The sequence below is a fragment of the Marivita sp. genome, from assembly GCF_020055675.1.
Classification (GTDB): Bacteria; Pseudomonadota; Alphaproteobacteria; order Rhodobacterales; family Rhodobacteraceae; genus Marivita.
Genome location: NZ_JAIPUS010000001.1, coordinates 317584 through 339610, shown reverse-complemented (window position 1 = coordinate 339610; position 22027 = coordinate 317584). Strand labels below are relative to the sequence as shown.

General features: G+C 62.5%; 19 protein-coding genes and 2 tRNA genes. 7 read left to right on the top strand and 14 right to left on the bottom strand.

From position 1 onward, the window contains the following. Positions 1-5 precede the first annotated feature (5 nt). Positions 6-785: an ABC transporter ATP-binding protein gene (locus LCF59_RS01670; RefSeq protein WP_292284929.1), complete on the bottom strand. Its 780-nt coding sequence runs from the start codon at positions 783-785 to the stop codon at positions 6-8. Continuing rightward, positions 782-1915 carry an MlaE family lipid ABC transporter permease subunit gene (locus tag LCF59_RS01665; protein WP_292284927.1) on the bottom strand — a complete coding sequence of 378 codons (1134 nt, stop codon included), beginning with the start codon at positions 1913-1915 and terminating at the stop codon, positions 782-784. Before LCF59_RS01665 ends, LCF59_RS01670 begins: the two co-directional genes overlap by 4 nt. 394 nt (positions 1916-2309) lie before the next feature. Between LCF59_RS01665 and LCF59_RS01660 the strand changes: the two genes are divergently transcribed. After that, entirely contained in the window at positions 2310-4913 is a 2604-nt protein-coding gene (locus LCF59_RS01660) for a 5'-nucleotidase C-terminal domain-containing protein (protein WP_292284925.1), read from the top strand. 223 nt (positions 4914-5136) lie between these two features. On the opposite strand, the gene LCF59_RS01655 is transcribed toward LCF59_RS01660, so the two are convergent. The 6 genes from LCF59_RS01655 to LCF59_RS01630 form a co-directional block, all read right to left on the bottom strand. After that, positions 5137-5337, bottom strand: coding sequence for a hypothetical protein (locus tag LCF59_RS01655; protein WP_292284923.1), 201 nt, complete (start codon positions 5335-5337; stop codon positions 5137-5139). Positions 5338-5670: 333 nt separating this feature from the next. Beyond that, the gene (locus LCF59_RS01650) at positions 5671-6426 is read right to left on the bottom strand and encodes a copper chaperone PCu(A)C (RefSeq protein ID WP_292284920.1); all 756 of its coding nucleotides are present in this window, start codon (positions 6424-6426) and stop codon (positions 5671-5673) included. 18 nt (positions 6427-6444) lie between these two features. Continuing rightward, positions 6445-7764: an FtsX-like permease family protein gene (locus tag LCF59_RS01645; RefSeq protein ID WP_292284918.1), complete on the bottom strand. Its 1320-nt coding sequence runs from the start codon at positions 7762-7764 to the stop codon at positions 6445-6447. Further along, complete coding sequence (locus LCF59_RS01640) at positions 7757-8446, bottom strand: ABC transporter ATP-binding protein (protein ID WP_292284916.1); 690 nt, start codon at positions 8444-8446, stop codon at positions 7757-7759. The genes LCF59_RS01645 and LCF59_RS01640 overlap by 8 nt, the downstream gene beginning before the upstream one ends. Continuing rightward, the gene (locus tag LCF59_RS01635; protein ID WP_292284914.1) at positions 8443-8865 is read right to left on the bottom strand and encodes a hypothetical protein; all 423 of its coding nucleotides are present in this window, start codon (positions 8863-8865) and stop codon (positions 8443-8445) included. Before LCF59_RS01635 ends, LCF59_RS01640 begins: the two co-directional genes overlap by 4 nt. A gap of 124 nt (positions 8866-8989) precedes the next feature. Then, positions 8990-10462 (bottom strand): alkaline phosphatase, encoded by a 1473-nt coding sequence (locus LCF59_RS01630; protein WP_292284912.1) that lies wholly within the window; start codon positions 10460-10462, stop codon positions 8990-8992. Between the two features lie 388 nt (positions 10463-10850). Between LCF59_RS01630 and LCF59_RS01625 the strand changes: the two genes are divergently transcribed. After that, entirely contained in the window at positions 10851-11903 is a 1053-nt protein-coding gene (locus LCF59_RS01625; RefSeq protein ID WP_292284910.1) for a methyltransferase, read from the top strand. A gap of 78 nt (positions 11904-11981) precedes the next feature. Here the strand turns inward: LCF59_RS01625 and LCF59_RS01620 are convergent, their stop codons facing one another. From LCF59_RS01620 to LCF59_RS01600, 5 genes are all read right to left on the bottom strand, one after another. Then, positions 11982-12236: a hypothetical protein gene (locus tag LCF59_RS01620; RefSeq protein WP_292284908.1), complete on the bottom strand. Its 255-nt coding sequence runs from the start codon at positions 12234-12236 to the stop codon at positions 11982-11984. Positions 12237-12590: 354 nt separating this feature from the next. After that, entirely contained in the window at positions 12591-13376 is a 786-nt protein-coding gene (locus tag LCF59_RS01615; RefSeq protein ID WP_292284906.1) for a class I SAM-dependent methyltransferase, read from the bottom strand. Between the two features lie 287 nt (positions 13377-13663). Next, on the bottom strand, positions 13664-14077 hold the full coding sequence (locus LCF59_RS01610) for a universal stress protein (RefSeq protein ID WP_292284904.1): 414 nt from the start codon (positions 14075-14077) through the stop codon (positions 13664-13666). 410 nt (positions 14078-14487) lie between these two features. Continuing rightward, positions 14488-17676 carry an efflux RND transporter permease subunit gene (locus LCF59_RS01605; RefSeq protein WP_292284902.1) on the bottom strand — a complete coding sequence of 1063 codons (3189 nt, stop codon included), beginning with the start codon at positions 17674-17676 and terminating at the stop codon, positions 14488-14490. Continuing rightward, entirely contained in the window at positions 17673-18638 is a 966-nt protein-coding gene (locus LCF59_RS01600) for an efflux RND transporter periplasmic adaptor subunit (RefSeq protein ID WP_292284900.1), read from the bottom strand. Before LCF59_RS01600 ends, LCF59_RS01605 begins: the two co-directional genes overlap by 4 nt. A 599-nt stretch (positions 18639-19237) precedes the next feature. Between LCF59_RS01600 and LCF59_RS01595 the strand changes: the two genes are divergently transcribed. From LCF59_RS01595 to hisA, 5 genes are all read left to right on the top strand, one after another. Continuing rightward, positions 19238-19312, top strand: a tRNA-Gly gene (locus tag LCF59_RS01595). Between the two features lie 22 nt (positions 19313-19334). Next, positions 19335-19409, top strand: a tRNA-Gly gene (locus tag LCF59_RS01590). A gap of 92 nt (positions 19410-19501) precedes the next feature. Next, positions 19502-20089, top strand: coding sequence for an imidazoleglycerol-phosphate dehydratase HisB (hisB, locus tag LCF59_RS01585; RefSeq protein ID WP_292284898.1), 588 nt, complete (start codon positions 19502-19504; stop codon positions 20087-20089). Then, positions 20090-20722, top strand: coding sequence for an imidazole glycerol phosphate synthase subunit HisH (gene hisH / locus LCF59_RS01580; RefSeq protein WP_292284896.1), 633 nt, complete (start codon positions 20090-20092; stop codon positions 20720-20722). A 108-nt stretch (positions 20723-20830) separates the two neighbouring features. Then, positions 20831-21553: a 1-(5-phosphoribosyl)-5-[(5-phosphoribosylamino)methylideneamino]imidazole-4-carboxamide isomerase gene (gene hisA / locus LCF59_RS01575; RefSeq protein WP_292284894.1), complete on the top strand. Its 723-nt coding sequence runs from the start codon at positions 20831-20833 to the stop codon at positions 21551-21553. On the opposite strand, the gene LCF59_RS01570 is transcribed toward hisA, so the two are convergent. Continuing rightward, complete coding sequence (locus LCF59_RS01570; RefSeq protein ID WP_292284893.1) at positions 21550-22002, bottom strand: DUF302 domain-containing protein; 453 nt, start codon at positions 22000-22002, stop codon at positions 21550-21552. The two genes, hisA and LCF59_RS01570, sit on opposite strands and share 4 nt — an antisense overlap. Between the last annotated feature and the right edge of the window lie 25 nt (positions 22003-22027).

The following is a 22027-nucleotide window of genomic DNA, read 5'->3' as shown; positions in this document are numbered from 1 at the left end:
CCTTTCTACGCGTTCTGCGCCGCGTCAAGCGCCGCCCGAGCCCTTGGCCCATGGAAATATTCATGCACCCATGGGTGTTCGACCTGCAACATCTCTTGCATGGTACCGGTAACCAGGACGCGTTTTTCCGCCAACACGGCAATACGATCACAAACCGCGTGCAGCGTATCAAGATCATGCGTCACCAGAAAGACCGTCAGTCCTAGTGACCGGCTCAGGCCACGGATGAGCGAGTCAAAGGCGGAGGCACCAATTGGATCAAGGCCTGCGGTCGGTTCGTCCAGAAACACGATCTCCGGATCGAGCGAGAGGGCCCGCGCAAGCCCGGCGCGTTTGCGCATGCCTCCCGACAGCTCGGAAGGGTATTTGCCGCCGGCCAGATAGGGCAAGCCGACCATGGAGATTTTCAAATCTGCCAACGCGCGCCTGATTTCCGGGTCCAGCCCTGTGATCGCGCGCATTGGCACTTCGACATTTTCGCGCACGGTCAAAGACGAAAAGAGCGCGCCATCCTGAAACATGACGCCCCAGCGGGCCTCGAGCGCTGCACGCGCGTCTTCATCCGCCTCCTGCACCTCGGTCCCGAGCACATCGATATGTCCGGCCGTGGACCGTTGCAGCCCGGTAATGCTGCGCAGAAGGACCGATTTTCCAGTACCCGATCCGCCAACAACACCCAGGATCTCGCCACGAAAGACATCAAGATCGAGATTTTCATGGACGACATGACTTCCAAACCGGTTTTCCAGTCCGCGCACGGAAATTACTGTTTCCTTCGAGGTCATATGCCAAGGCTCGCGAAAAAGACGGAAAAGATGGCGTCGGCCACGATGACTGCGAAAATCGCGGTAACGACCGCGTTCGATGTCATCCGTCCCAGCGACTCTGCATTGCTTTCGACTTGCATGCCCGCATGACAGCCAACCACCCCGATGATCAGCGCAAAGACAGGCGCCTTTACCAATCCGACAATAACATGATCGATATCAGTCCCCTCGATAAGCCGGGTGCGAAACATCTGGGGTGAAATATCCAGATCGATCCACGCCATCAAGGCACCGCCGAAAAGGCCCGAAAGATTGGCAATCAAGCCCAGGATCGGCAGCATCAGCAACAAGGCAAGGATGCGCGGCACGAACAATACGATTGCAGGATCAAGGCCCAATGTGCGCATCGCGTCGATCTCCTCGCGCATCTTCATGGATCCGATGGAAGCCGTAAATGCCGAGGCCGTCCGGCCCGCGACGATAATGGAGGTCAGCAATATCCCCAATTCGCGAAGGATCGAGATCGCAATCAGATCCACCACAAAGACTTCCGCCCCGAATTGCCGCAACTGGGTTGACCCCTGGAACGCAAGGACAACACCGATCAGAAACGCCATCAACGCGACGATCGGCACAGCCTTCAATCCAACTTCCTGACAGTGATGAACAAGTGACGTGAACCGAAACTCCTTCGGGTGCAGCAATGTCCGGAACAGCCGGGACAGGAACATCCCAAGATAACCGGTCAGCGCCAGCAGAAAACGCGTGCCATTGGATGTGCCCTGTCCGACTGTCTCAAGGATCGAGACAAGCGTGGTGGGGTTTTGTGCGGCTTCCTCGACCTCCGGCATGGACTCCGCCACGCTTTCCAAAAGACTGTCCGCCTCGGAACTTGCGTTGATGATCGCAAAGGTCGCCCCGTCCGCCTCGATCCGGTTTCGAAAGGTCGTCAGCATCCAAGCGCCAGCGGTATCCAGACGGCTAACGTCGCCAAGGTCCACCTCAACGGGACACTCGGCCGTGATCCGCGCAATCTTCTCGCTCAAAGCCGTAACCGTTCGGATCGTCACCTCTCCGGACAAGGCGACAAGATTGGAATCACCTTCCGATACGACGTCCACGGTGCCGGCAGCATCCCCGGTCACCATTGCCGCACCATCATATCCTGTCCAAACATCACCTTATGCATATCAATTTTGCGCTCAATTCTGAACATTGCATGTCTCACGAAGGCTAGGCCTCAAAAGCTGCCCTGTCACGCCGTTGGTATAGTTGTGTCAGTGGCCGTCAAATGGCACCCGTGTCGCACGACAGTCCCGGACCCGGTCCGCGACGGCTTGCCTGTTTCCCGAGCGATCGGACGCGACATGCGATTATTACAAAACCGTTGAGAACACTTCACACACCTGCGGATAAGCAGGTGATCACCAGACCCACTCAGGCGTACGTGCGTCGCGCATCGTTACTCTGCCTCGCACAGTATCGCGCGCGGCATGAGTCACCTGCGAAGACGGCAAAACCAGACAAGCAATGGACCCTGACATGAATAATTTTGACGGTGCTTTCACGCTCCAGCTTTTCCATCTTTCCGATCAAGAGGCGAACACGACATCGATCGACCTCGCGCCAAATTTTTCGGCGGTTTTGAACGCATTGCGCGCTCAGGATATCGACGATGATGGCCAAGACGGATTTGCGGACACGCTCTTGTTGTCCTCCGGGGACGCCTGGATACCCGGCTTGTTCTACGACGCGTCGACCTCGATCTACGGTGCGCCGGGGGCCGCCGACGTCCAGATCCAGAACGAGCTCGGGGTTCAGGCAATCTCATTCGGCAACCACGAATTCGACAACGGCACGTCGATCATCGCGCAACTCGTAAGCGGAAACATCGCGTTCGACGAAGACGCGGACACATCCGGCTTCTTGCCCTTTGACGGAGCGGCATTCCCCTACCTGGCAGGCAACCTGGATTATCCCACCGACCCCAACCTCGCACCGATCGCCACGGCTGATGGTCAGAACGTGCAGGACATCGCCGGAAAGGTGACGGGCTCAGCCGTGGTTCAAACCGAAGGGGGCGAACTTCTGGGTCTCGTCAGCTCGGTGGTTCCGACCATTGACGACGGGCTGACAAGCCCCGGCCCCGATCTTGGCGTCTTCCCGGAATCGAATGACCTTACCGAGCTCGCAGCGATCATCCAGCAAGATGTCGACGCGCTCCTCGCGGCCAATCCGGGTTTGGACAAGGTCATCCTGATGAGCCACCAACAGGTGTTGTCTCGTGAACAAGAGCTTGCCACGATGCTGGAAGGCGTCGATATCATCATGGCAGGTGGATCGAACTCTGTCCTGCTGGATGAAAACGATCCGGGTTTCGATGGCGAGGCCGCTGACGGGGTCTATCCCGCCTTCTTTACCGGCGCGGATGACAACCCGGTGGCCGTGGTCAACACCGATGCCGCCTACAATTACGTCGGTCGTCTCGTGATCGACTTCGACGAAAACGGCGTCATTCTGCCCGACAGCTATGACCCCGAGATTTCGGGGGCCTATGAAACCTCGGATGCGGGTGTCACGGCGCTTGGCGCCGAAGGGCTGGCCGACCCGGAGATCATCGCCATCACGGAAGCGGTCGAGCAAACCATCCTCGCTGGTGAGTCCACGTTCTTCGCAGTCGCGACCGAGTTCTTGAATGCCGAACGCGCCGGCGGTGGTGCAGATGGCGTGCGGACCCAGGAAACGAATCTCGGCAACCTGACGGCGGATGCCAACCTCGATTATGTTCAGCAGTTCGATGACAGCGTGGTGTTCTCGTTCAAAAACGGCGGCGGCATTCGCGCAAATATCGGCCGCATCGAACAGCCAGCGGGTGACGGGGGGCCGGTGCGCCTGCCGACAGAGGGCATCGAAGGCGGCAAGCCCGATGGCGGCATCAGCACGAACGACATCGCCAACACGCTCGCTTTCAACAATGGGCTGACGCTATTGAGCCTGACAACGCAGCAGATCGTGGATACGGTCGAAGCCACGCTGGCAAATTACACAAGCCTCGAAGAAAGCGCCGGCGGCTGGGGCCAGTTCTCGGGGCTTCGGTTCTCGTTCTCTGCCGACCTTGAACCGGGCAATCGCCTGGTGAATGCGGCGCTGGTGGACGAAGACACCGGCGATGTCATAGCAGAACTCGTGCGTGATGGGTCTGTGGTCGACAACGGTGATGCGACCTTCCGCACCGTGACGCTCAATTTCCTTGCCAATGGCGGGGCCGATGGTCTGCCTGTCACCGTCGACAGCGAAGAGGGCTTTGACGAGACAGTGGCCGCCGCCACCAATCGTGTCGATCTCGTAGATGACGAAAATCCGGGCTTCGATGGCGGCGCGGATTTTGCCGCAACCGGCAGTGAACAGGACGCGCTGGCCGAATATCTGCTGGCGGAGTTCGGGATCGAGACAAACGCACCGACCGTCGATCTTGTCGATACGACACCCCGGCTGGATGACCGTATCCAGAACCTCGATTTCCGCGCGGAGTCGATCTTTGGTGATCGCGACATCGACGCTTCGGCAAACGCGGTGCTCGGAGAAACCGACGTCGTTTCAGCACGCAACGTGACCGTCGCATCCAGCGCAGACGGTCTGAGCGTAAGCGGAACGGGCGGCGGCGTTGCACTGCTCGGCGAGGCGGGAGGTTCGTTGCTCTTCGGGGTCGAAACCATCTCTTTCGACGATGCCACCTGGACCGCATCCACCGACGAGGCGCAGATCGATCTTGGACAGATGTATTACACCGCGTTCGGACGCTATGCGGATGTGGCCGGGGCATCGTTCTGGACGGAAGTGGTTGAAGAAAACCTGATCCAAGAAGACGAGGTCGCGGATTTCTTCGTGGCGAGTGACGAATTCATGGCGAGCTTCGGTGACGATCTCAGCAATCAGGCCTTCGTGGACACATTGGTCTCGAACGCCAATGCAACGGACCTGTTCGACGCACGGCAAATCGATTCGTTCGTCGAAGCGCTTGAGACCGGGACCGACACGCGCGGAGACGTGCTCTATGATGTTGCAACGAGTGACGCCATGGAGACCGCCACGGCCGACCTGTTGGCGGTGGGTCTTATGCTGAACGCGGATCTGAACTATTTCTGATCCCCGTCCGCCTTGGCCAATCTGGCCACGGTCCGAGCTTGGTCAGCGGGTGCGCATCCGGCCCGCCCGCTGGTCCGGCAGACCAATCTTGCGCAGGCCCGCGTGCGTGCCGGCCGGCTCCAAGCGACACGGATGCGTGTCCACAAAGACCGCGAACGACAGCCCTGGCTGAGACACGGGTTTCAGCCCTCTCCGTCCATACCGACCGACACCGCGTTTACGGTCAATGCGCGCCGTCGTGCATCCATGTCGCGATGTCCACAGGCGACGCACCAAAACATTGTGTCGCCTGCAGATCGAATCGCCGTGTAACCGGTCGCCGCAGCGGTTTGGGGCGCGATTTGGTTTCGTCGGTGCTCCACACACAGACCACGCGGCCCAATTCATCGGTTTCGGCGATATAAAGAATGTTGTCCGTTGTCATATTGGCAGCCTTGTCATCACACGCATGTTACTTAAACGAAGCGCGGCTCCACCGGCAAAGGAAAAAGTTAACATGGGCTTGGTGCCGCAGTTCGCAGGCGCTTGTTTGCCTGTCATGTCACGGACCGCCAGCCGGGCATCATGAACCTGCGCGCTGCCGGCCACTGCCTGAGCGGAACATCGCTGTCGATCGCCGCTGCGGCGATGGCGAGTGGCGGCACACCCCTGTCCGTGTCCTGTCCCGATGGGGGAAACGGGATCGCGCACGCCACCATCATGCGGCCTGTGAGGCCCGCACCAGTATGAAAGCGGCCTGCCTTCTGGAACTTGTGCTTCAGTGCGCGTGTCCCGCATGGCTGTGCTGGGTGGCGTCGGCGGCCTCGACCTCGACGGTCAGCTCCACCTCGGCCTCGGCGAAGGACAGGGTCAGGTCAAAGCTGTCGCCCTCGGCCAGCTCGCGCGACAGTCCGTCCAGCCGCAGCGCCACACCCTGCGGGGCCAGCACCATCTCGGTGCCCGGGGCCACCGGCAGGGCCGGCAGTTCGGGATAGACGGGCGTGCCGTCCTCGAGCGTGAAGCCCACCAGCGCCGCGCTTTCGGCCAAATCCGCAGCGCCTCCGGTCAGGGTCACGGGCGTGTCGCCGGTGTTCTCGATCTCGACGAAGACGAGCGCGGTGTCGGCGCCGGTTGCCCTAGTCCAGCCGTGCAGCAGGCGCACGTCGCCCACGGTCGACAGGTGCGCGTCGTCGCTGGCGGCCTCTTCCTCGCGGGCGTGGTCTTCTTCGTGGGCGTGCTCGTCGTCGTGGGCGTGATCTTCTTCGTGCGCGTGATCTTCGTCATGGCCGTGGTCGTCTTCATGCCCATGCTCCTGGTCATGAGCGTGTTCATCATCGTCGCCATGTTCGTCATCGTGGCCATGTTCGTCATCGTGGCCATGTTCGTCATCGTGGCCATGTTCGTCGTCGTGGCCATGTTCGTCGTCGTTGGCGTGGTCCGCGGCCGTTTCGGCGGCATGATCGTCATGGGCCTGTGCAGGCAGCCCGGCAAGGGCGGCCAGAAGCGCGAAGGGGATCAGGTACTTCGGTGTCATGGGTCTCTCCATCATGGGTCAGCCGCGCAGGTCGCGCACGACCGGTCGGGTCATCGTCAACCAGGCGGGGATCAGCGCCAGCAGGGCCGTGAGGCTCACGAAGGCGCCAACAAGGTGCAGTTCGGACCAGCCCAGCGAGGCGGTCACAAGAATGTCCGTCCGGTCCGTGATCACGCCCGAGATCGCCCGCGTCAGCAGGACCCCAAGCGCAAGCCCCAGCCCGGCTCCCAGCACGATGAGCGTGACGGCATAGGACCAGGTCAGGGCGAAATTGAACCGACGTGGCGCGCCCAGCGCCCGCAGCAAGGCAAGGCGGCGCGCCAAAAGGCGCGTCAGCATCATCAGTCCGGCCAGAACACCCACGGTCACAAGCACCTGGGTGACAATGGCCAGGATGGACATCACCTGCCGGATATCCCCCATCAGCGCGTGAAGCCGCGACAGGACCGTGCCCGGAAACAGGGCCATGGTCCGGTCGGTGTTGAACTGGGCCTGCATGACATAGGCACCACCCAGCGAATCGGCCTTGACCAGCGCGGCGGGGGTCCCGGGGAAATAATCCGGATCGAAGGGGCCACCGACGGTGCCGTCCCAGCCCGGCGCATGGCCATTGGCCAGCCCGTGCACCATCCAGACGGATTCGGCGGGCACGATATAGGCACGGTCCCAAGGCGAGCCGGTCAGTGGCATCCGCCCGACAACCTGGTATTCGAAACCGCCGTGCGCGCCCTCGGCCTCATTGCCCTGCCCATGCTGAGGCGTGAAGCTGTCGCCCACAGCGAGGGGTGTGCGCGCACCTGCAATGGCCTCGGTTTCTGTTGCAAAAACGCGACCTTCGGCCAGCCCCTCAGAGAGATAGTCGACAAAGGCAGGCGTAGACCCGACGACCGGCGCGTTCTCGTAGCTGTCGCCGAAGGCCAGCGGCGCCACGAGATCGGCATTGGGATGCGCCGCGACCTGTGCATAGGTCGGCCCGTCAATGAGCGGGATCGCCGAGGGTTGCAGGTAGACCGCTGCAAGCATGGCTGTGATCTCGCTGCCCGGGGCGGCAATGACCAATTCGAACTTGTCGGCGGCACGGGCAGTGCCTTGTCGCAGGCCACGTTCCTGGGCGATCAGGCCGACCCCCAGCCCGATCGACACTGCGATGAGCATGGTGAAAACCACACTTACCCAGACCTGGCGTCGCAGCAGCGCCGAAAGAAGCGGCCATATCGCGAAACCGCGCAGAACCAACGCCCCGATCACCAGCACCGGCAGCAACGCGCCCAGCAGTATAACGGTATTTTCCATCCACAGGGGCAGCCGGGCCAGCAGATCGGCGATCGGGTCAGGCATTCTGCGCCTCCGGGAGTTCAAGTTGGCCGTCGCGGACGTCTATCACGCGGTCTGCGCGGTCGTGCAGGCTCGGGTCATGGCTGACCGCGACCAGGGTGCGCCCGTCATCGCGGGCGAGCCGCATGAGGTCATCGGCCAGCGCGTCGGCATTGGCCCGGTCGAGGCTTGCGGTGGGCTCGTCGGCGAGGATCACAGGCGCATCCCCGGCCAGGGCCCTGACCACTGCAATGCGCTGGCGTTCTCCGCCGGAAAAAGTGTCGGAGCGACGGGCCGCGCTCTTGCCCAGACCAAAACGGGTCAGAAGGCCTTCGGCACTGTCGCGGATGCGGCGCCGGTCGCGGCGCGGAGCGTAAAGCGCCGTCACCCCTGCGTTGCCAAGCGCCGACAACTCTTCGAAAAGCAGGTGTTCCTGAAAGATGAAGCCGACTGTGCCGCGCCGGAAGGCCGCCCGCCCGCTGTCATCGAGGCCGGCGATGTCGGTGTCACCCCAGGTGATGCATCCGCGGGACGGGGCGATGATCCCGGCCAAAGCGTAAAGAAGCGTTGACTTGCCGGCACCCGATGGCCCGCGCACGGCGACGGCAGTGCCGGCGGGCACCTCCAGCCGAGGTACGGACAGGATGCGGCGGCCACCCTGCCCCGTCACCTCGAGGTCTGATATGGACAGACTGATCCCGGTCATCCGAAGCGCAGCCGCGCGTTCTCGAGGCGTACCATGCTCAGGAATCCGGTATCGGGGTCGCGGTAGCTGCCCAATGCAAGCGCGCCGGTGACAACGATCTTGCGGTTGAAGGGGACGGTGTCGAACTTGCGCCGGGTGTAGATAGCAACGATGTCGTCGGGCCATTCCGCTTCGGTTTCGCAGAACGGGCAAACCGACATTGGGATCTTGGTCAGCACGAAAAAACTGGAATCGGCCTGAAGCGGCGGGGCCATGTAGCCGTCCACGTCGATGGTGGTGCCTTCCAGGTCACGGGCGAGCGGGGAAAAATCCCGGCCCTCGTAAAGCTCGCGCAGCTTGAGGGTGTCGTCCTGCGCGCGCAGCACGACGGGCGCGGCAATCAGGGCGGGGGCAAGGGTAAGGAACTGTCTGCGGCGCATGGCGGTCTCCGATGTCAGTGTGGCGTTACGATATAACAATCATAAGAAACGCCGGGCGGATTTGCATTGATCCGGAACAAGGAAAGGGGGCTGCGGACAGCCCCCTCCCGGAGTTTCTATCCGATTACTCGGCCGTGGCAGCGTGATGCATCACGTGGAAAATCAGGTTCTGCTCGATGGTGCCGTTGAACAGGTGCGCCCAAGGGCCCTTGGCATAGACTGCCACGTCTTCACCCGAGTGGGTTTCCGACGATTTGGGGACCAGCGCCTGCTGCGGGTAGTCGATGTCGGTGGCTTCTTCTTCGGTCACGTTCGGACGGGTGCCGAAGTAGGAGCCATCGGGCTGCTCGATCAGGACCGAACCGGCGCCGTTGAGGTAGCCAGCGACGGTGAAGGGCTTGCCGTCCGAGGCCAGTTCGGCTTCGCCGGTATGCTCAACGCCATCGCCGTTGATGCCCATGCACAGGCCGAGGATGTTCGAGCCGCGGCCACAGTAGCCGTTGAAGGCAATGGCATGCTCGTGGTCGGCCGTGACGACGATCAGGGTTTCTTCGTCATCGGTCAGTTCGTCGGCCATGGCGACGGCATCGGCAAAGGCCTTCTGGTCCTGCACGACGCGGGCAAGGTTGCCGGCGTGGTTGGCGTGATCGACGCGGCCCGCTTCGATCTGCAGGAAAAAGCCGTTGTCGCCCGACTTGGCTTCCAGAGCGGTGATCGCGGCGGCAGTCATTTCGGCGAGGCTCGGCTCGTCGGTGCGGTCGGCCTCGTACATCATGTGGCTGTTTTCGAACAGGCCCAGGATCGGGGTGCCATCCAGCGGGGCCGCTTCGAACGACGCCTGGTCCATGGCGAAATGCGCGCCCAGTTCGGTCTGCGCGATTTCGATCAAGTTCACGCCATCTTCGCGGCGACCGCCGTCGTCGGCGTGGAAGTTGCGCATGCCGCCGCCAATGGCAAGGTCGATGACGCCCGAACGCATCGCTTCGATCAATTGGGTGGCGATGTCGGCCTGCTCGGTGCAGCCTTCGGGCACGGAGGCTTCGAAGTTGCGGTCGGCGGTCTTGGCATAGGCCGAGGCCGGGGTGGCGTGAGTGATGCGGGCGGTCGAGACGATGCCGGTTTCCTTGCCCATCTCGGTCATGATCTCGTTCAGCGAGGCCACGGTGTTTCCTGGCAGGGTCGAGCAGTCGCCACGGTTGACGTCTTCGGTCACGCCGATGATCCCGGCCTTGGTCTTGATGCCGGACATCATCGCGGTGCCGGTGCCGGCGCTGTCGGGGGTCTGGGCATTGACGTTGTAGGTCTTGACCAGTGCGAGGTTCGGGAACAGGTCGTGGGGCTGGTTGTAGTCGTCACCCAGCCCGCCTTCCTGCTGGCCGGCCCAAAGGCGCGAGGCGTAGTTGGTGCCGACTCCATTGCCGTCCGACACCAGGACGATCACGTTCTTGGCGGTGTTGGTGTTGGGCTGCGCGTCCAGTTGCGTTTGCAGGCGCTCCTGGGCGGCGGTGAACCAGTCACTGTCGGCCTGCGGTATATCCTGGGCCAGAGCGCTGGTCCCGAGCAGGGTGGCCGTCATCGCGAGCATTGAAGTTCTCATAAGACATCTCTCTTTGTGTTGTGTCTGCGATGGTCGCTAGGGTCGGCATGTGAAATTGGGACGTCAGTTTCGTAACAGTTTGGCGAAACTGACGTACGGACCGTAGAATTTGGTTTGCGCTCAGTATGTTATACTGTATCGCTTTCCTCTGGTTGGTCGACCGCCCCCAAATCACAGTCCATGCGGGCCGCAGCGCAGACCACACTCATCGGAGCGCAGCGGGTGCGCGTGACAGGTCATGTCAGGATTTCGGCGCCCCCTGCTCTTCGACCTTTTTGCCTACCGCTTCACAGTTGCGGTGCCTTTGCAAACCCAGCGGGATGCGCATGTTGCACTGTGGCGGAATCCGGTTAGGGTGCTTGGATCAGGAATAATCTGGAGTTTTGGCATGTCCTCGGATGGATCGGGTGCAACGACGCGTGGCGCAAGCGGCGTGGAAACCGCAGAGGAGCTTTCAACCATTGCGTTCAGCTTCATCGCGTCCAAGGCGCTGTTTGCCGGGCTGCACATCGATCTTTTCACCGAACTTTCCGATGGACCGAAAACCCCGGAGGCGCTGTCCACCGCCACGGGCGTGCCGGTGAACCGGATCGAGATGCTCACCACCGCGCTGACAAGCATCGGCCTTCTGACATGGGCGGATGACACGCGTCTGCAGAACGCACCTGCGGCGGAGGCGTTTCTCTCGAAGCAATCGAAATACGATTTCGGCGACTATCTGCGCTACCAGATCGACCAGCAGATGTACCCGTTCCTTCTGCAATTGAACGCGGTGATCAAGGATGATCTGCCGGACGCGGCCATCGCGTCGTACCGGCACTGGATGGCGGACGAATCGCAGGCCTCGGTCTATTCAGAGAGCCAGCACGCCGGCTCTCTCGGCCCCGGGAGGACGCTTGCGCGGCGGGTTGATCTCTCCGACGCAGCCAGCCTGCTGGACGTCGGAGGAGGCACCGGGGCGATGACGATTTCGCTGTGCAAGACATATACGGATTTGCACTCGACCATCATCGACTTTCCAAACGTGGCCGAGATCGGGTGGCGCTTCGTGACAGAGGCAGGGCTGGTGGATCGCGTGCGCTATATTCCGGGCAACGCGGTCGAGGTCGCCTGGCCGGGAGACCAGGACGCAATCCTGATGTCATATCTGCTCAGTGGCGTGCCCGAACCGGCCGTAGAGACCCTGATCCGCAATGCCTTCAGGGCACTGGCACCCGGCGGCAAGCTCATGATCCACGATTTCATGGTCGATGAGGACCGGTCGGGCCCGCCGCTGGCCGCGCTCTGGCAGCTGCAGCACATGGCGTTCACACCGGAGGCGCGATCGCTGTCGGTCGGCTGGCTTGCCGAGAAGGGCCGGGATATCGGGTTCAAGACCAGCGGCGGGCAAAGCCTCATCCCTGCGATGACCAAGCTTGTGGTGCTGGAAAAACCGCAGTAAGCGGTGCGCGTCCTCGCGCCTTCCGACAAGCCTCGTCCCCAAAATGCCAAGCCGGCCCGCCCTTTCGGGCGGCGGGCTCTAGCTCTTGTCGGCGTCATCCTCGTTCTTGATGTCCGGGTCGTTGTAATCGTTGGGATCGAAATCCTCGGGATTATAAGCGTCGTCCGCGTCAGAGATGCCGGTCAGGTGGGTCGTGCCGGTTTCCTCGTCATAGGACAACCCATAGGTCGCCCGGCCTTCGATCTTGTAGCGGCGGTACTCGTGAAAGCCAGCGTAGACGAAAACTGCGGTGATGGGCAGCATGATAAGGGCGGCAAGCAGTTGGGCGTTCAAGGAAAGGCTCCTTTGCGTTCGGTTTGGGCGCGGCGGCTCGGAGGCGGCGCGACTTGGCGCTCCCCTGCGCGCACGCCATGAATGATGCGCGACCTCGAGGGTGCCGGGACCGTCAGAGTCCCTGAGCGTTGTGTCAGGGTCGCTTGGACGGATGGAATGTTCAAGCAATTAACGGACACGCAGGGGGATTGGTTCCCTGCGATGCCTTCAAAGGGACGCCACCACGATCAGACGTTGAAACGTCCGGACCCTTTCGACCGCTGGGGTTTCACCCTTTTGCAGTGACGGGTTGGGCAGGCTTCGGTCCGATCCATAACTCTGCGAAAGGTCAGAATGAGCCTGTCTCTGCTTGGGTCAAGCCGGTCGCATCTCACGTGTCACGACAACCCGGGCAGCCTTATGGCTTGCGCCCGCGTTCAAGTCCTCGGCCGACCCAAGGCTCGACATCTCTGCAAGCGTCGCTCTGGCCGTCTTTCGTCTCAAGTCCAGGATGATCCGTCCGCCGGGTCTGACAGCGCCACGGAAAAAGGATTCGTAGGTTGTCCAAGGATAATGGAACCCGCAGGAGATCAAGCTCATCACAAGATCCTGATCCCGAATATCGTCAACGGGCTGTCGGTCCGGGTTGATGGTCGTGATCCGTCCTGGCGCGATCCCGTTCGATTTCAGAAAGGAGGCGGCGGTTTCGAGATCCGAGTAGGCGGACCCGGTCGGCTCGAATCCGAAGTGCCGTTCGTCGGTCTGTTCGAGGTCGATCAGGGTCAACGCGCAGTCGAAATCCTGCGCGAGAAACAGGTCGATGAGCGCGTATCCACAGCCGATATCCGTCACCGCGCGGGGCGGGGCCGTGGCAAGAATCGGTCGGAGTTCTTCGTATTCCAGCAGGATGAAGGCCGCGGCGCGCCGGATGAGTTCTTGTGCGCCAATCGTGGTGACAAGCTCTGTCAGCGGTGCCGTGTCACCGTGGATCCAGGACTTGATGTAGCGGTTGTGGTTTGCCTGATCGCGGATAATTTCGGAGCGTTGAAGAATGAGATTCAACACGTCCGATGAGGTGAACGCCGATGTATCGAGGTCCGCGATTCGCGGCAAACGGGCCGTTTTCTCGGCCTTTTCGAAGGTGATTTCAGAACTGCTCACGACTCTGTATCCTTTACCAATATCACCGGTTTCGCATGATTTACGACGATCCTAGTGAACTCTGGAAAAGGGCGCCAGCGAAGGGTCGCGCCGGCTGGCAGAGTTGGGCAAAAAGTAACATTTTCGCATCTGATCGGGGCGGTTGGCGGCACGGCGCGCGGCCACTTTGATCGGGCGTCCCACGGGTGGGACACCCCCTGCCCCAAAGGATTTCAAGGGGTTATGGCGACGTGTTTACCGTCCGTTAAGACTTGCGCGCTGTCTGGCGGTGTCGCCCGGAGGGTCGGCTAGTTGCGCACGACGTAGACGGAGCACTCGGCATGGGTCACGACGTGGCTGGCGGTCGTGCCCAGAAGGTAATCCGTGACCTTCGGGTTGGCCGCCTCCATCACGATCAGATCGACCTTGCGGTCGTGCGCCAGCTTGACGATCTGGCGGTGCACGGCGCCCTTGCAAACGACGGTTTCCAGCTCGATCCCCTCGGCGGGATGGGCGGCCACGAATTTTTTCAGTTGCTCGCCCCAATAGATGTTGGAGTCCCAGATGTTGAGATTGCGCTCCATCTCGGGGGCGATCGTCGCCACCAGCAGCTTGGCATCGCGCCGCTGCGCCATGGCGACAGCTTCGTCATAGGCGCGATAGTCAAACTCGGCATGGCGCAGGTTGACAGGGCAGAGGATCAGGGAGGTGTCTTGGGACATCGGAGGGGTTTCCTCGTTGGGACGTGAAAGATGCGGGCCGCGCCCGGAGACCCAGCCAGACGACACCCCGCTGCCATAGTCAGAAAAATACGCCCCGCGCAATGGGATTCGGCTGCCCAGACGTGATGGGCCGGGACAGCGCGTCTCCGCGGCCACCCACCGGTGTCGGGTCTGGCCGACCCGGCTTTGTTTAAGTGCGCAGCGGACGGGGACTGACCCGGCCTTCGCGAATGCGGCATCCAGTGCTACGGGCGGAGTCCGGTTATGTGCGACAGCCGCGCGGAGCTTGCGCCGGCGACAAACCAGCCGCTATCCCAATGGGCGCCTGGCCTCTTTTTGCGGCAATCCAGACCAGAAAGATGGACATTCGCCCTAAACGCCTGGGGGGGGGTGCCCCCCAGGCCTGGTCTTCAGGTCTTGAACACACGGTAGATGGCCGGGATCACCAACACTGTCAGCACGGTCGAGGTGAGCAAGCCGAAGAGCAGCGACAAAGCCAGACCCTGAAAGATCGGATCGGCAAGGATGACCGTGGCCCCGAACATCGCGGCCAGCGCCGTGAGCAGGATCGGCTTGAACCGGATCGCACCGGCCTCCAGCAGGATATCCACCGGGTTCTTGCCTGCAGGGTCGGTGTGGCGGATGAAATCCACCAGCAGGATCGAGTTGCGCACGATAATCCCCGCCAGTGCAATAAATCCAATCATCGAGGTGGCCGAAAACGGCGCGGCCCACAGCCAGTGGCCAAACATGATCCCCAGAAAGGTCAGCGGCACAGGTGTCAGCACCACCAGCGGCACCCGGAACGATCCGAACTGCGCCACGACCAGCACATAAATCCCCAGCAGTGCCACGCCGAAGGCCGCGCCCATGTCGCGGAAAGTCACCCATGTCACCTGCCATTCGCCTTCCCAAAGGATCTTGGGGCGGCTGTCGTCAATCGGTTGCCCGTTCAGCAGGATCGAGGGTTTCTCGCCCTCGGCCCAGTCCATGGCATCCAGTGCCTTGCCCACTTCGACGATGCCATAAAGGGGCGCCTCGAAACGGCCGGCCAATTCGGCCATCACCATTTCAGCCGGGCGACCGTTGCGGCGGAACACCGGATAGGACATCACCTCTTCTTCGATCTGCACCACATCGCCCAGCTCGACCACACCGCGCGCGCCCGGCAGGACGTTGGCGGGGATCGGCGTGGAGAGAAACCGCTCATCCATCACCCGGTCGGACAGGGCGCGTGCCACGGTGATCGGGATCGGGCGCCGGCCTTCCTCGCGGTGGGAATAGCCCACCACGGTTTCGCCGTTCAGGATGCCGATCGTGTCGAACACATCGCTTTCCTGCACCGCGAAGAACTCCAGATCATCGGGCGAGATCAGCGCCCGCAAGCGGCGCGGCGGGGTGCCGAAACTGTCATCCACATCGACGATGAAATCGACGCTCTCGAAGGCTTGCCGCAGCTTGCGGGCCGTGTCGCGGCGGGCCTCCGGCGAGGGGCCGTACACCTCGGCCAGCAGCGTGGCCATCACGGGCGGTCCGGGGGGCGGCTCTACGGTCTTCAGGCTGGCCCCTCGGGGCAGGTCCAGCGCCTGCAAACGGTCGCGCAGGTCCAGCGCGATGTCATGGCTGGCGCGGTCGCCCTCCTTGGAGAGGTTGATCTGCACATCGCCCATATGCGGGTCGGACCGCAGGAAATAATGGCGCACCAGCCCGTTGAAGTTGAAGGGGGCGGCGGTGCCCGCATAGGTCTGCACGCTCAGCACTTCGGGCATGTCCATGGCGATCTGCGCCACGGATTGCGCCACGCCGTCCGTGGTTTCCACCGCCGTGCCTTCGGGCATGTCAATGACCACGGCCAGTTCCTGCTTGTTGTCGAAGGGCAGCAGCTTGACCGTCACATGCTGCGTATAAAGCAGCCCGAGAGAGCCGAAAGACAGCAGGGCCGTGATCAGCAGGAAGCTAATGCTGCGCGCCTTGGTGGCCAGAATGGGCCTTGCCACACGGGTGAAGGTCCGGCCCAGAAAGCCGCCATCGCTTGCGTCATGACCATGCATCGGAGCATTGCCCGCGATCTTGACCATCAGCCATGGCGTGACCATGACCGCGATGAAGAACGAGATGATCATCGCCGCAGAGGCCACCGCCGGAATCGGGCTCATGTACGGCCCCATCAGGCCGGAGACGAACAGCATCGGCATGAGGGCTGCAACCACCGTGAGCGTCGCCACGATGGTGGGGTTGCCGACCTCGGCCACGGCATCAATGGCGCGGGTCACGCGGTCGCGCCCGTCTTTCATACCCCAATGGCGGGCGATATTCTCGATCACCACGATGGCATCATCGACAAGGATACCGATGGAGAAGATCAATGCGAAGAGCGACACGCGGTTGAGCGTGTACCCCATGATCCACGCGCCAAAGAGCGTGAGCAGGATGGTGACCGGGATGACCACGGCGACAACGATGCTTTCGCGCCAGCCAATCGCCACCAGCGTCAACAGGATGATCGACAGCGTGGCCAGAAACAGTTTTACCAGCAGCGTGTCGGCCTTTTTCTGCGCGGTTTCGCCGTAGTTGCGGGTGATCTCGACGGCAACGCTTTCGGGGATCAGCGTCTCTTGCAGCGCGGCGGCGCGATCGAGGATATCATCGGCCACAACAACGGCGTTCGAGCCTGCCCGCTTGGCAAAGGCCAGCGTCACGGCGGGGCTGCGGGTCACGCTGTCATCGGCGGCACGGTCGATATGCGCGACGATCCGGTCGGACATGTCCGGCACGAATTCGATTGTCGTCACATCGCCCACATAGACCGGGCGGTTGTCGCGGGTGGTCAGCAGCAGACCTGCGATTTCGGCAGGCGCTGTCAGGCTTTGGCCGGCCACGAGCCCGATCTGTTGGCCTCCGTCGCGCAGCCCGCCCGCAGCCATGGTGCGGTTGGCCGATTGCACCTTGCCCGCCAGTTGCTGAAGCGTGACGCCGTAAATGGCCATGCGTTCGGGGTCGGGCGCGATGCGGATCGCCTCGGAGGCTTCGCCAACGATATAGCTCAGGCCGACATCCGACACCTTGGACAGATCGGCGCGCATTTCATGCGCCAGTCGCGTCAGCGCATTGGCGCTGACCTCGGCGCCATCCTGCCCCGTCAGGGTCAAGGTGACGATGGCCACATCATCAATCCCCCGCCCGATAATCAGCGGTTCGGGAATGCCCACTGGAATGCGGTCCATGTTGGCGCGGATCTTTTCATGCACTCGGAGAATGGCGGCATCCGATGAGGTGCCGACCTTGAAGCGGGCGGTGATGACCGCGTTGTCATCCATTGTCTGCGAATAGACATGTTCGACATCGTCGATCGCCTGAAGGATGGTTTCCATCGGTTCGGAGACCAGCTTCACGGCATCCTCGGACTTCAGACCGGGCGCCTGCATCAGGATGTTCACCATCGGAACCGAAATTTGCGGCTCTTCTTCACGCGGGACGATCATCAGCGCGATCAGCCCCATCGCAAGCGCCGCCAGCATGATAAGCGGGGTGAGGGGCGAGCGGATGAACCCTTTGGTCAGGTTGCCGGCAATGCCCAGCGCGTGTTGCTGGCTGCTCATTTCAACACCACCGTGTCACCAGCGGACAGACCAGACAGGATCTCGCGCATCACCGTGCCGTCCATTTCGTGCCGTTGCCCCAACATCACGACCCGGTCGCCTTGTTGCGGGGCGTCCACGGTCACAAAGTCCAGCCCGGCGCGCGTGGTGATCGCGTCTTGCGGCACCAGAAGGGCGCTGCGGCTGCCCACGGCCAGCCGCACCAGAACACGGGCGGCAACGAACGCGTCGCTCAACCCTTCAACCGACACATCAGCACTGACACGGCCCTCGTCGATCTGCGGATAGATGCGGGCAATGCGGCCTGTCGCGCTGTCACCCGCGCCGTCAATCGCGATTTCGTCGCCTTCGGCCAGGGCGCTGGCATGGCGTTCGGGAATGGCAAGACGCAGGAAGAACCCGTCCCCTCCCAGCGTTGCGACGGCCTCGCCCGGCATCACCACGGCGCCGGCGGCGCCTGGGACGGTCAACACCAACCCTGAGATCGGGGCCAGCACCTCGCCCTCGCTGGCCTGTTGCTCGACGACCGAACGCTCGGCGCGGTTGGCATCGATCTGCCCGCGAAGCACATCCACTTGCGTCCGAAGCGCGTCCAGACGCTGAACGGTGGTCACGCCCCGTTCCAGCAGCGCCTCGGCGCGGTCCAGTTCGCTTTGCGCATTGGTCAGTTGCGATTGCAGCGATTGCTCTTGTGCATCAATGGAGCGCAGGCGCAGGTCCAGCTTTTCATCGACCACACGGGCCAGAACCTGCCCTGCCTCGACCCTATCGCCTTCGGCCACATCAAGACTGACCAGGGTTCCCCCAAGCCGCGCGCGGGCCGGCAGACGGGTCTGCGGCTCGATCTGGCCGTAAACGGCTTTCCAGTCGGTCACAGGCTGCAATGAAAGGGTCACGGTATCGGCAAAAGCGACAGGAGCCGCGGCCAAAAACCCGATCAGGGCCAACAGTTGCATCTTCATGTGCGCCTCCATCCAAAAATCGCGGACCACTCCCGCTCGACGTCACATTCCAAATAAGGAATATTTGAGAGCAAAACAATGGACGCCGGTCACAAGACCCGATTTCGGTCAGTGTATCTGTTCTGAAGGCCGCATCAAACACCTGCGTCCTGCGGATCCCCGGCGCGGTCATGGCGGTCTCCGCTTGCGCCGACACCGCAACGCCCGACAGGGTCGGCCGCACAGCGATATTGCGGCGTCGACACGGCGCAATCCGGCCTCAAGCTCGGCGCGGCCTGTCGATGGAGAGATATCGACAACGAAATCAACCTTGGGATATCTTTCGGCATTTTCAGAAATTACGCCGAAGATCGCTGCAAGGACTCTGCCACAAATGACATATACTGACGACACAAGACGCGCGGCGGCCATGTCCCGTAGACCGCGAGGCCGCATCTACCCGACTGAACAGCCGCAGTGACGGCCCGGTTCGATCAAGCCGCATCGCGCCCGGCGGTCCCGTGCGCTCGGCGCGGGATGGCGGCGTGTCCCTGCCCTCCGAATTTTCTTCTTGCACCCTGCCCCGACAGCGACTAAATCCGCGCTACCAGATTGGCAGCGCGGGCGTAGCTCAGGGGTAGAGCATAACCTTGCCAAGGTTAGGGTCGGGCGTTCGAATCGCCTCGCCCGCTCCAATCCGGTCACATCGATGGCAGCGCGGGCGTAGCTCAGGGGTAGAGCATAACCTTGCCAAGGTTAGGGTCGGGCGTTCGAATCGCCTCGCCCGCTCCATCGATCTTCTGCCCCGCATTGCCGGTCGTTGCCGCTTGGCGCGGCGTCTCCGCCCGCCTATAAGGCCGCGAGATTGCTGAAGGAGAGGCGAGATGCGCAGCGCCACGATCACCCGCGAGACAGCCGAGACAACGATCTCGGTGGAGGTCACCCTAGACGGGTCGGGGGTCTATGACAACCAGACCGGTGTCGGGTTCTTCGATCACATGCTGGACCAGCTGGCGCGGCATGCGCTGATCGACATGCGCGTGCGCTGCGACGGTGACCTGCATATCGATGACCATCACACCGTGGAGGATGTGGGCATTGCCCTGGGGCAGGCCCTGGCCCGGGCGATGGGCGACAAGCGTGGCATCGTGCGCTATGGCGCGTGTCTCTTGCCGATGGATGATGCGCTGGTGCGCGCGGCGCTGGATTTGTCGGCGCGGCCGTTCCTTGTGTGGAACGTGGAGATGCCGACGGCCAAGATCGGAACATTCGACACCGAGCTGGTGCGCGAATTCTTCCAGGCCTTTGCCACGCATGGGGGGATCACGCTGCATGTGGACCTGCTGCACGGGGTGAACAGCCATCACATCGCCGAGGCCGCGTTCAAGGCAGTGGCGCGCAGTTTGCGCGACGCGCTGGAGGTCGATCCCCGCAAGGGCGATGCGATTCCTTCAACCAAGGGTGCATTGTAAGTGCTGACGGCAATCATCGACTACGAGAGCGGCAACCTGCATTCCGCCGAGAAGGCGTTTCAGCGCATGGCAGCCGAAGTTGGGGCCGGGTCGGTCGTGGTGACGGCGAACCCCGAGGTGATCGCCGGGGCCGACCGGATCGTTCTGCCTGGCGACGGAGCGTTCCCGGCCTGCGCAGCAGCCCTGCGCGCCTCCGGCGCGTTCGCCGCGATGGTGGAGGCGGTCGAGGTCAAGGCCCGGCCCTTCCTGGGCATCTGCGTCGGCATGCAGCTGATGGCACGGGAGGGGTTGGAATACGCACCGACCGCCGGGCTTGGCTGGATCGACGGTGTGGTGGAGCGGATCACCCCCGAGGACGGGCAGAAAGTTCCGCATATGGGCTGGAACGATCTGGTGGTGGATCAGCCCCACCCGGTACTCGATGGGGTCGAGACAGGCGAACATGCGTATTTCGTGCATTCCTACCAGATGCGGGTCGATGATCCGGCGCAGCGCGTGGCGCATGTGGAGTATGGCGGCGACGCAACGGCGATCGTGGCGCGCGATACCATGGTCGGATTTCAGTTCCATCCCGAGAAAAGCGCGGGGGCCGGGCTGCGGATGATCGCGAATTTCCTGCGCTGGCGGCCCTGAGACGGTGTCGGGCGGGGCCCGGCCGCGAGCGAGCCTGACGCACGGTCGCGTTGCATGTGCCGGTCGGTCATGCCAAAGCGCGCAGGCATTTCGATCGGAGACCGCGCCATGATCCTCTACCCTGCCATCGACCTCAAGGACGGCCAGGCCGTGCGCCTTTTGCGCGGCGACATGGAGAAATCCACCGTGTTCAATGACGACCCCGCGGCGCAGGCGATGGAATTCATCGCAGCGGGGTGCGAATGGCTGCATCTGGTGGATCTGAACGGGGCCTTTGCCGGCGCGCCGGTGAACGCGGCGGCGGTCGAGGCGATCCTGGAGCGGACCCGGGTGCCGGCGCAACTGGGCGGTGGCATCCGCGATATGGCGACCATCGAAGCCTGGCTCGACAAGGGGGTGCAGCGGGTGATCCTGGGCACTGTCGCGGTCGAAAGCCCCGATCTTGTCCGCGACGCGGCGAAGGCCTTTCCCGGCCATGTCGCCGTCGGCATCGACGCGCGCAACGGGCGTGTGGCGACCAAGGGCTGGGCCGAGGAGACCGATGTGATGGTGACCGATCTTGCCCGATCTTTCGAGGATGCGGGGGTGGCCGCGATCATCTACACCGACATCAGCCGCGATGGCGCGATGCAGGGTCCGAATGTGCAGGCGACCGCCGATCTGGCGCGCGCGGTGGAAATTCCGGTGATCGCCTCGGGCGGGGTGTCTTCGCTGGACGATCTCATTGCGCTGCGCGATTGCGGCGCGCCGCTCAATGGCGCGATCTCGGGCCGGGCGCTTTACGATGGCGCGCTCGACCTGACAGAGGCATTGGCGGTGCTGCGCGGCTAATTCGCGGTCGTGTCGGTGAACCGGACCAGCGCGCCGGACATCGTCCTGAGATAGGGCGCATCTTCGGACACACCGCCAAGCGCGCCGAGCATCGCCGCCGGGTCCTGGTAGACAATCCTGGTGTCCCCCATCGCGTTCTCGAAGACCAACACCTTGAGAGGCAGATAAAGACCCGCGACAGGATCGTCCTGGATCGCCGGAGTGCCAACCTTCGGGGTGCCGAAGATCAGAAGCTGTGACGCGCCGATGTCTTCGCCGATGGACTGCGCCCCGGCACCGTGATCGACGCGGGCGAAGACAGTGATCCCCGCCGCCTGCATCGACGCAACCATGGCGTCGACGGTTTCGGTCACATCCATGGCGCTGTCCTTGCGCACCAGCCCGTTGTCCCCCGCAAAACCCGGGGCCGCCGCCAGTGCGAGGCTGGCGGCAAAAAGCACATGTTTCATGATATTCCCTCCGACTGTCACACGC

Excerpts from the sequence above, each read along its gene's own strand:
- LCF59_RS01670 (WP_292284929.1), bottom strand. The coding sequence starts at position 785 with ATGACCTCGAAGGAAACAGTAATTTCCGTGCGCGGACTGGAAAACCGG.
- LCF59_RS01665 (WP_292284927.1), bottom strand. The coding sequence starts at position 1,915 with ATGGTGACCGGGGATGCTGCCGGCACCGTGGACGTCGTATCGGAAGGT.
- LCF59_RS01660 (WP_292284925.1), top strand. The coding sequence starts at position 2,310 with ATGAATAATTTTGACGGTGCTTTCACGCTCCAGCTTTTCCATCTTTCC.
- LCF59_RS01655 (WP_292284923.1), bottom strand. The coding sequence starts at position 5,337 with ATGACAACGGACAACATTCTTTATATCGCCGAAACCGATGAATTGGGC.
- LCF59_RS01650 (WP_292284920.1), bottom strand. The coding sequence starts at position 6,426 with ATGACACCGAAGTACCTGATCCCCTTCGCGCTTCTGGCCGCCCTTGCC.
- LCF59_RS01645 (WP_292284918.1), bottom strand. The coding sequence starts at position 7,764 with ATGCCTGACCCGATCGCCGATCTGCTGGCCCGGCTGCCCCTGTGGATG.
- LCF59_RS01640 (WP_292284916.1), bottom strand. The coding sequence starts at position 8,446 with ATGACCGGGATCAGTCTGTCCATATCAGACCTCGAGGTGACGGGGCAG.
- LCF59_RS01635 (WP_292284914.1), bottom strand. The coding sequence starts at position 8,865 with ATGCGCCGCAGACAGTTCCTTACCCTTGCCCCCGCCCTGATTGCCGCG.
- LCF59_RS01630 (WP_292284912.1), bottom strand. The coding sequence starts at position 10,462 with ATGAGAACTTCAATGCTCGCGATGACGGCCACCCTGCTCGGGACCAGC.
- LCF59_RS01625 (WP_292284910.1), top strand. The coding sequence starts at position 10,851 with ATGTCCTCGGATGGATCGGGTGCAACGACGCGTGGCGCAAGCGGCGTG.
- LCF59_RS01610 (WP_292284904.1), bottom strand. The coding sequence starts at position 14,077 with ATGTCCCAAGACACCTCCCTGATCCTCTGCCCTGTCAACCTGCGCCAT.
- LCF59_RS01605 (WP_292284902.1), bottom strand. The coding sequence starts at position 17,676 with ATGAGCAGCCAGCAACACGCGCTGGGCATTGCCGGCAACCTGACCAAA.
- LCF59_RS01600 (WP_292284900.1), bottom strand. The coding sequence starts at position 18,638 with ATGAAGATGCAACTGTTGGCCCTGATCGGGTTTTTGGCCGCGGCTCCT.
- hisB (WP_292284898.1), top strand. The coding sequence starts at position 19,502 with ATGCGCAGCGCCACGATCACCCGCGAGACAGCCGAGACAACGATCTCG.
- hisA (WP_292284894.1), top strand. The coding sequence starts at position 20,831 with ATGATCCTCTACCCTGCCATCGACCTCAAGGACGGCCAGGCCGTGCGC.
- LCF59_RS01570 (WP_292284893.1), bottom strand. The coding sequence starts at position 22,002 with ATGAAACATGTGCTTTTTGCCGCCAGCCTCGCACTGGCGGCGGCCCCG.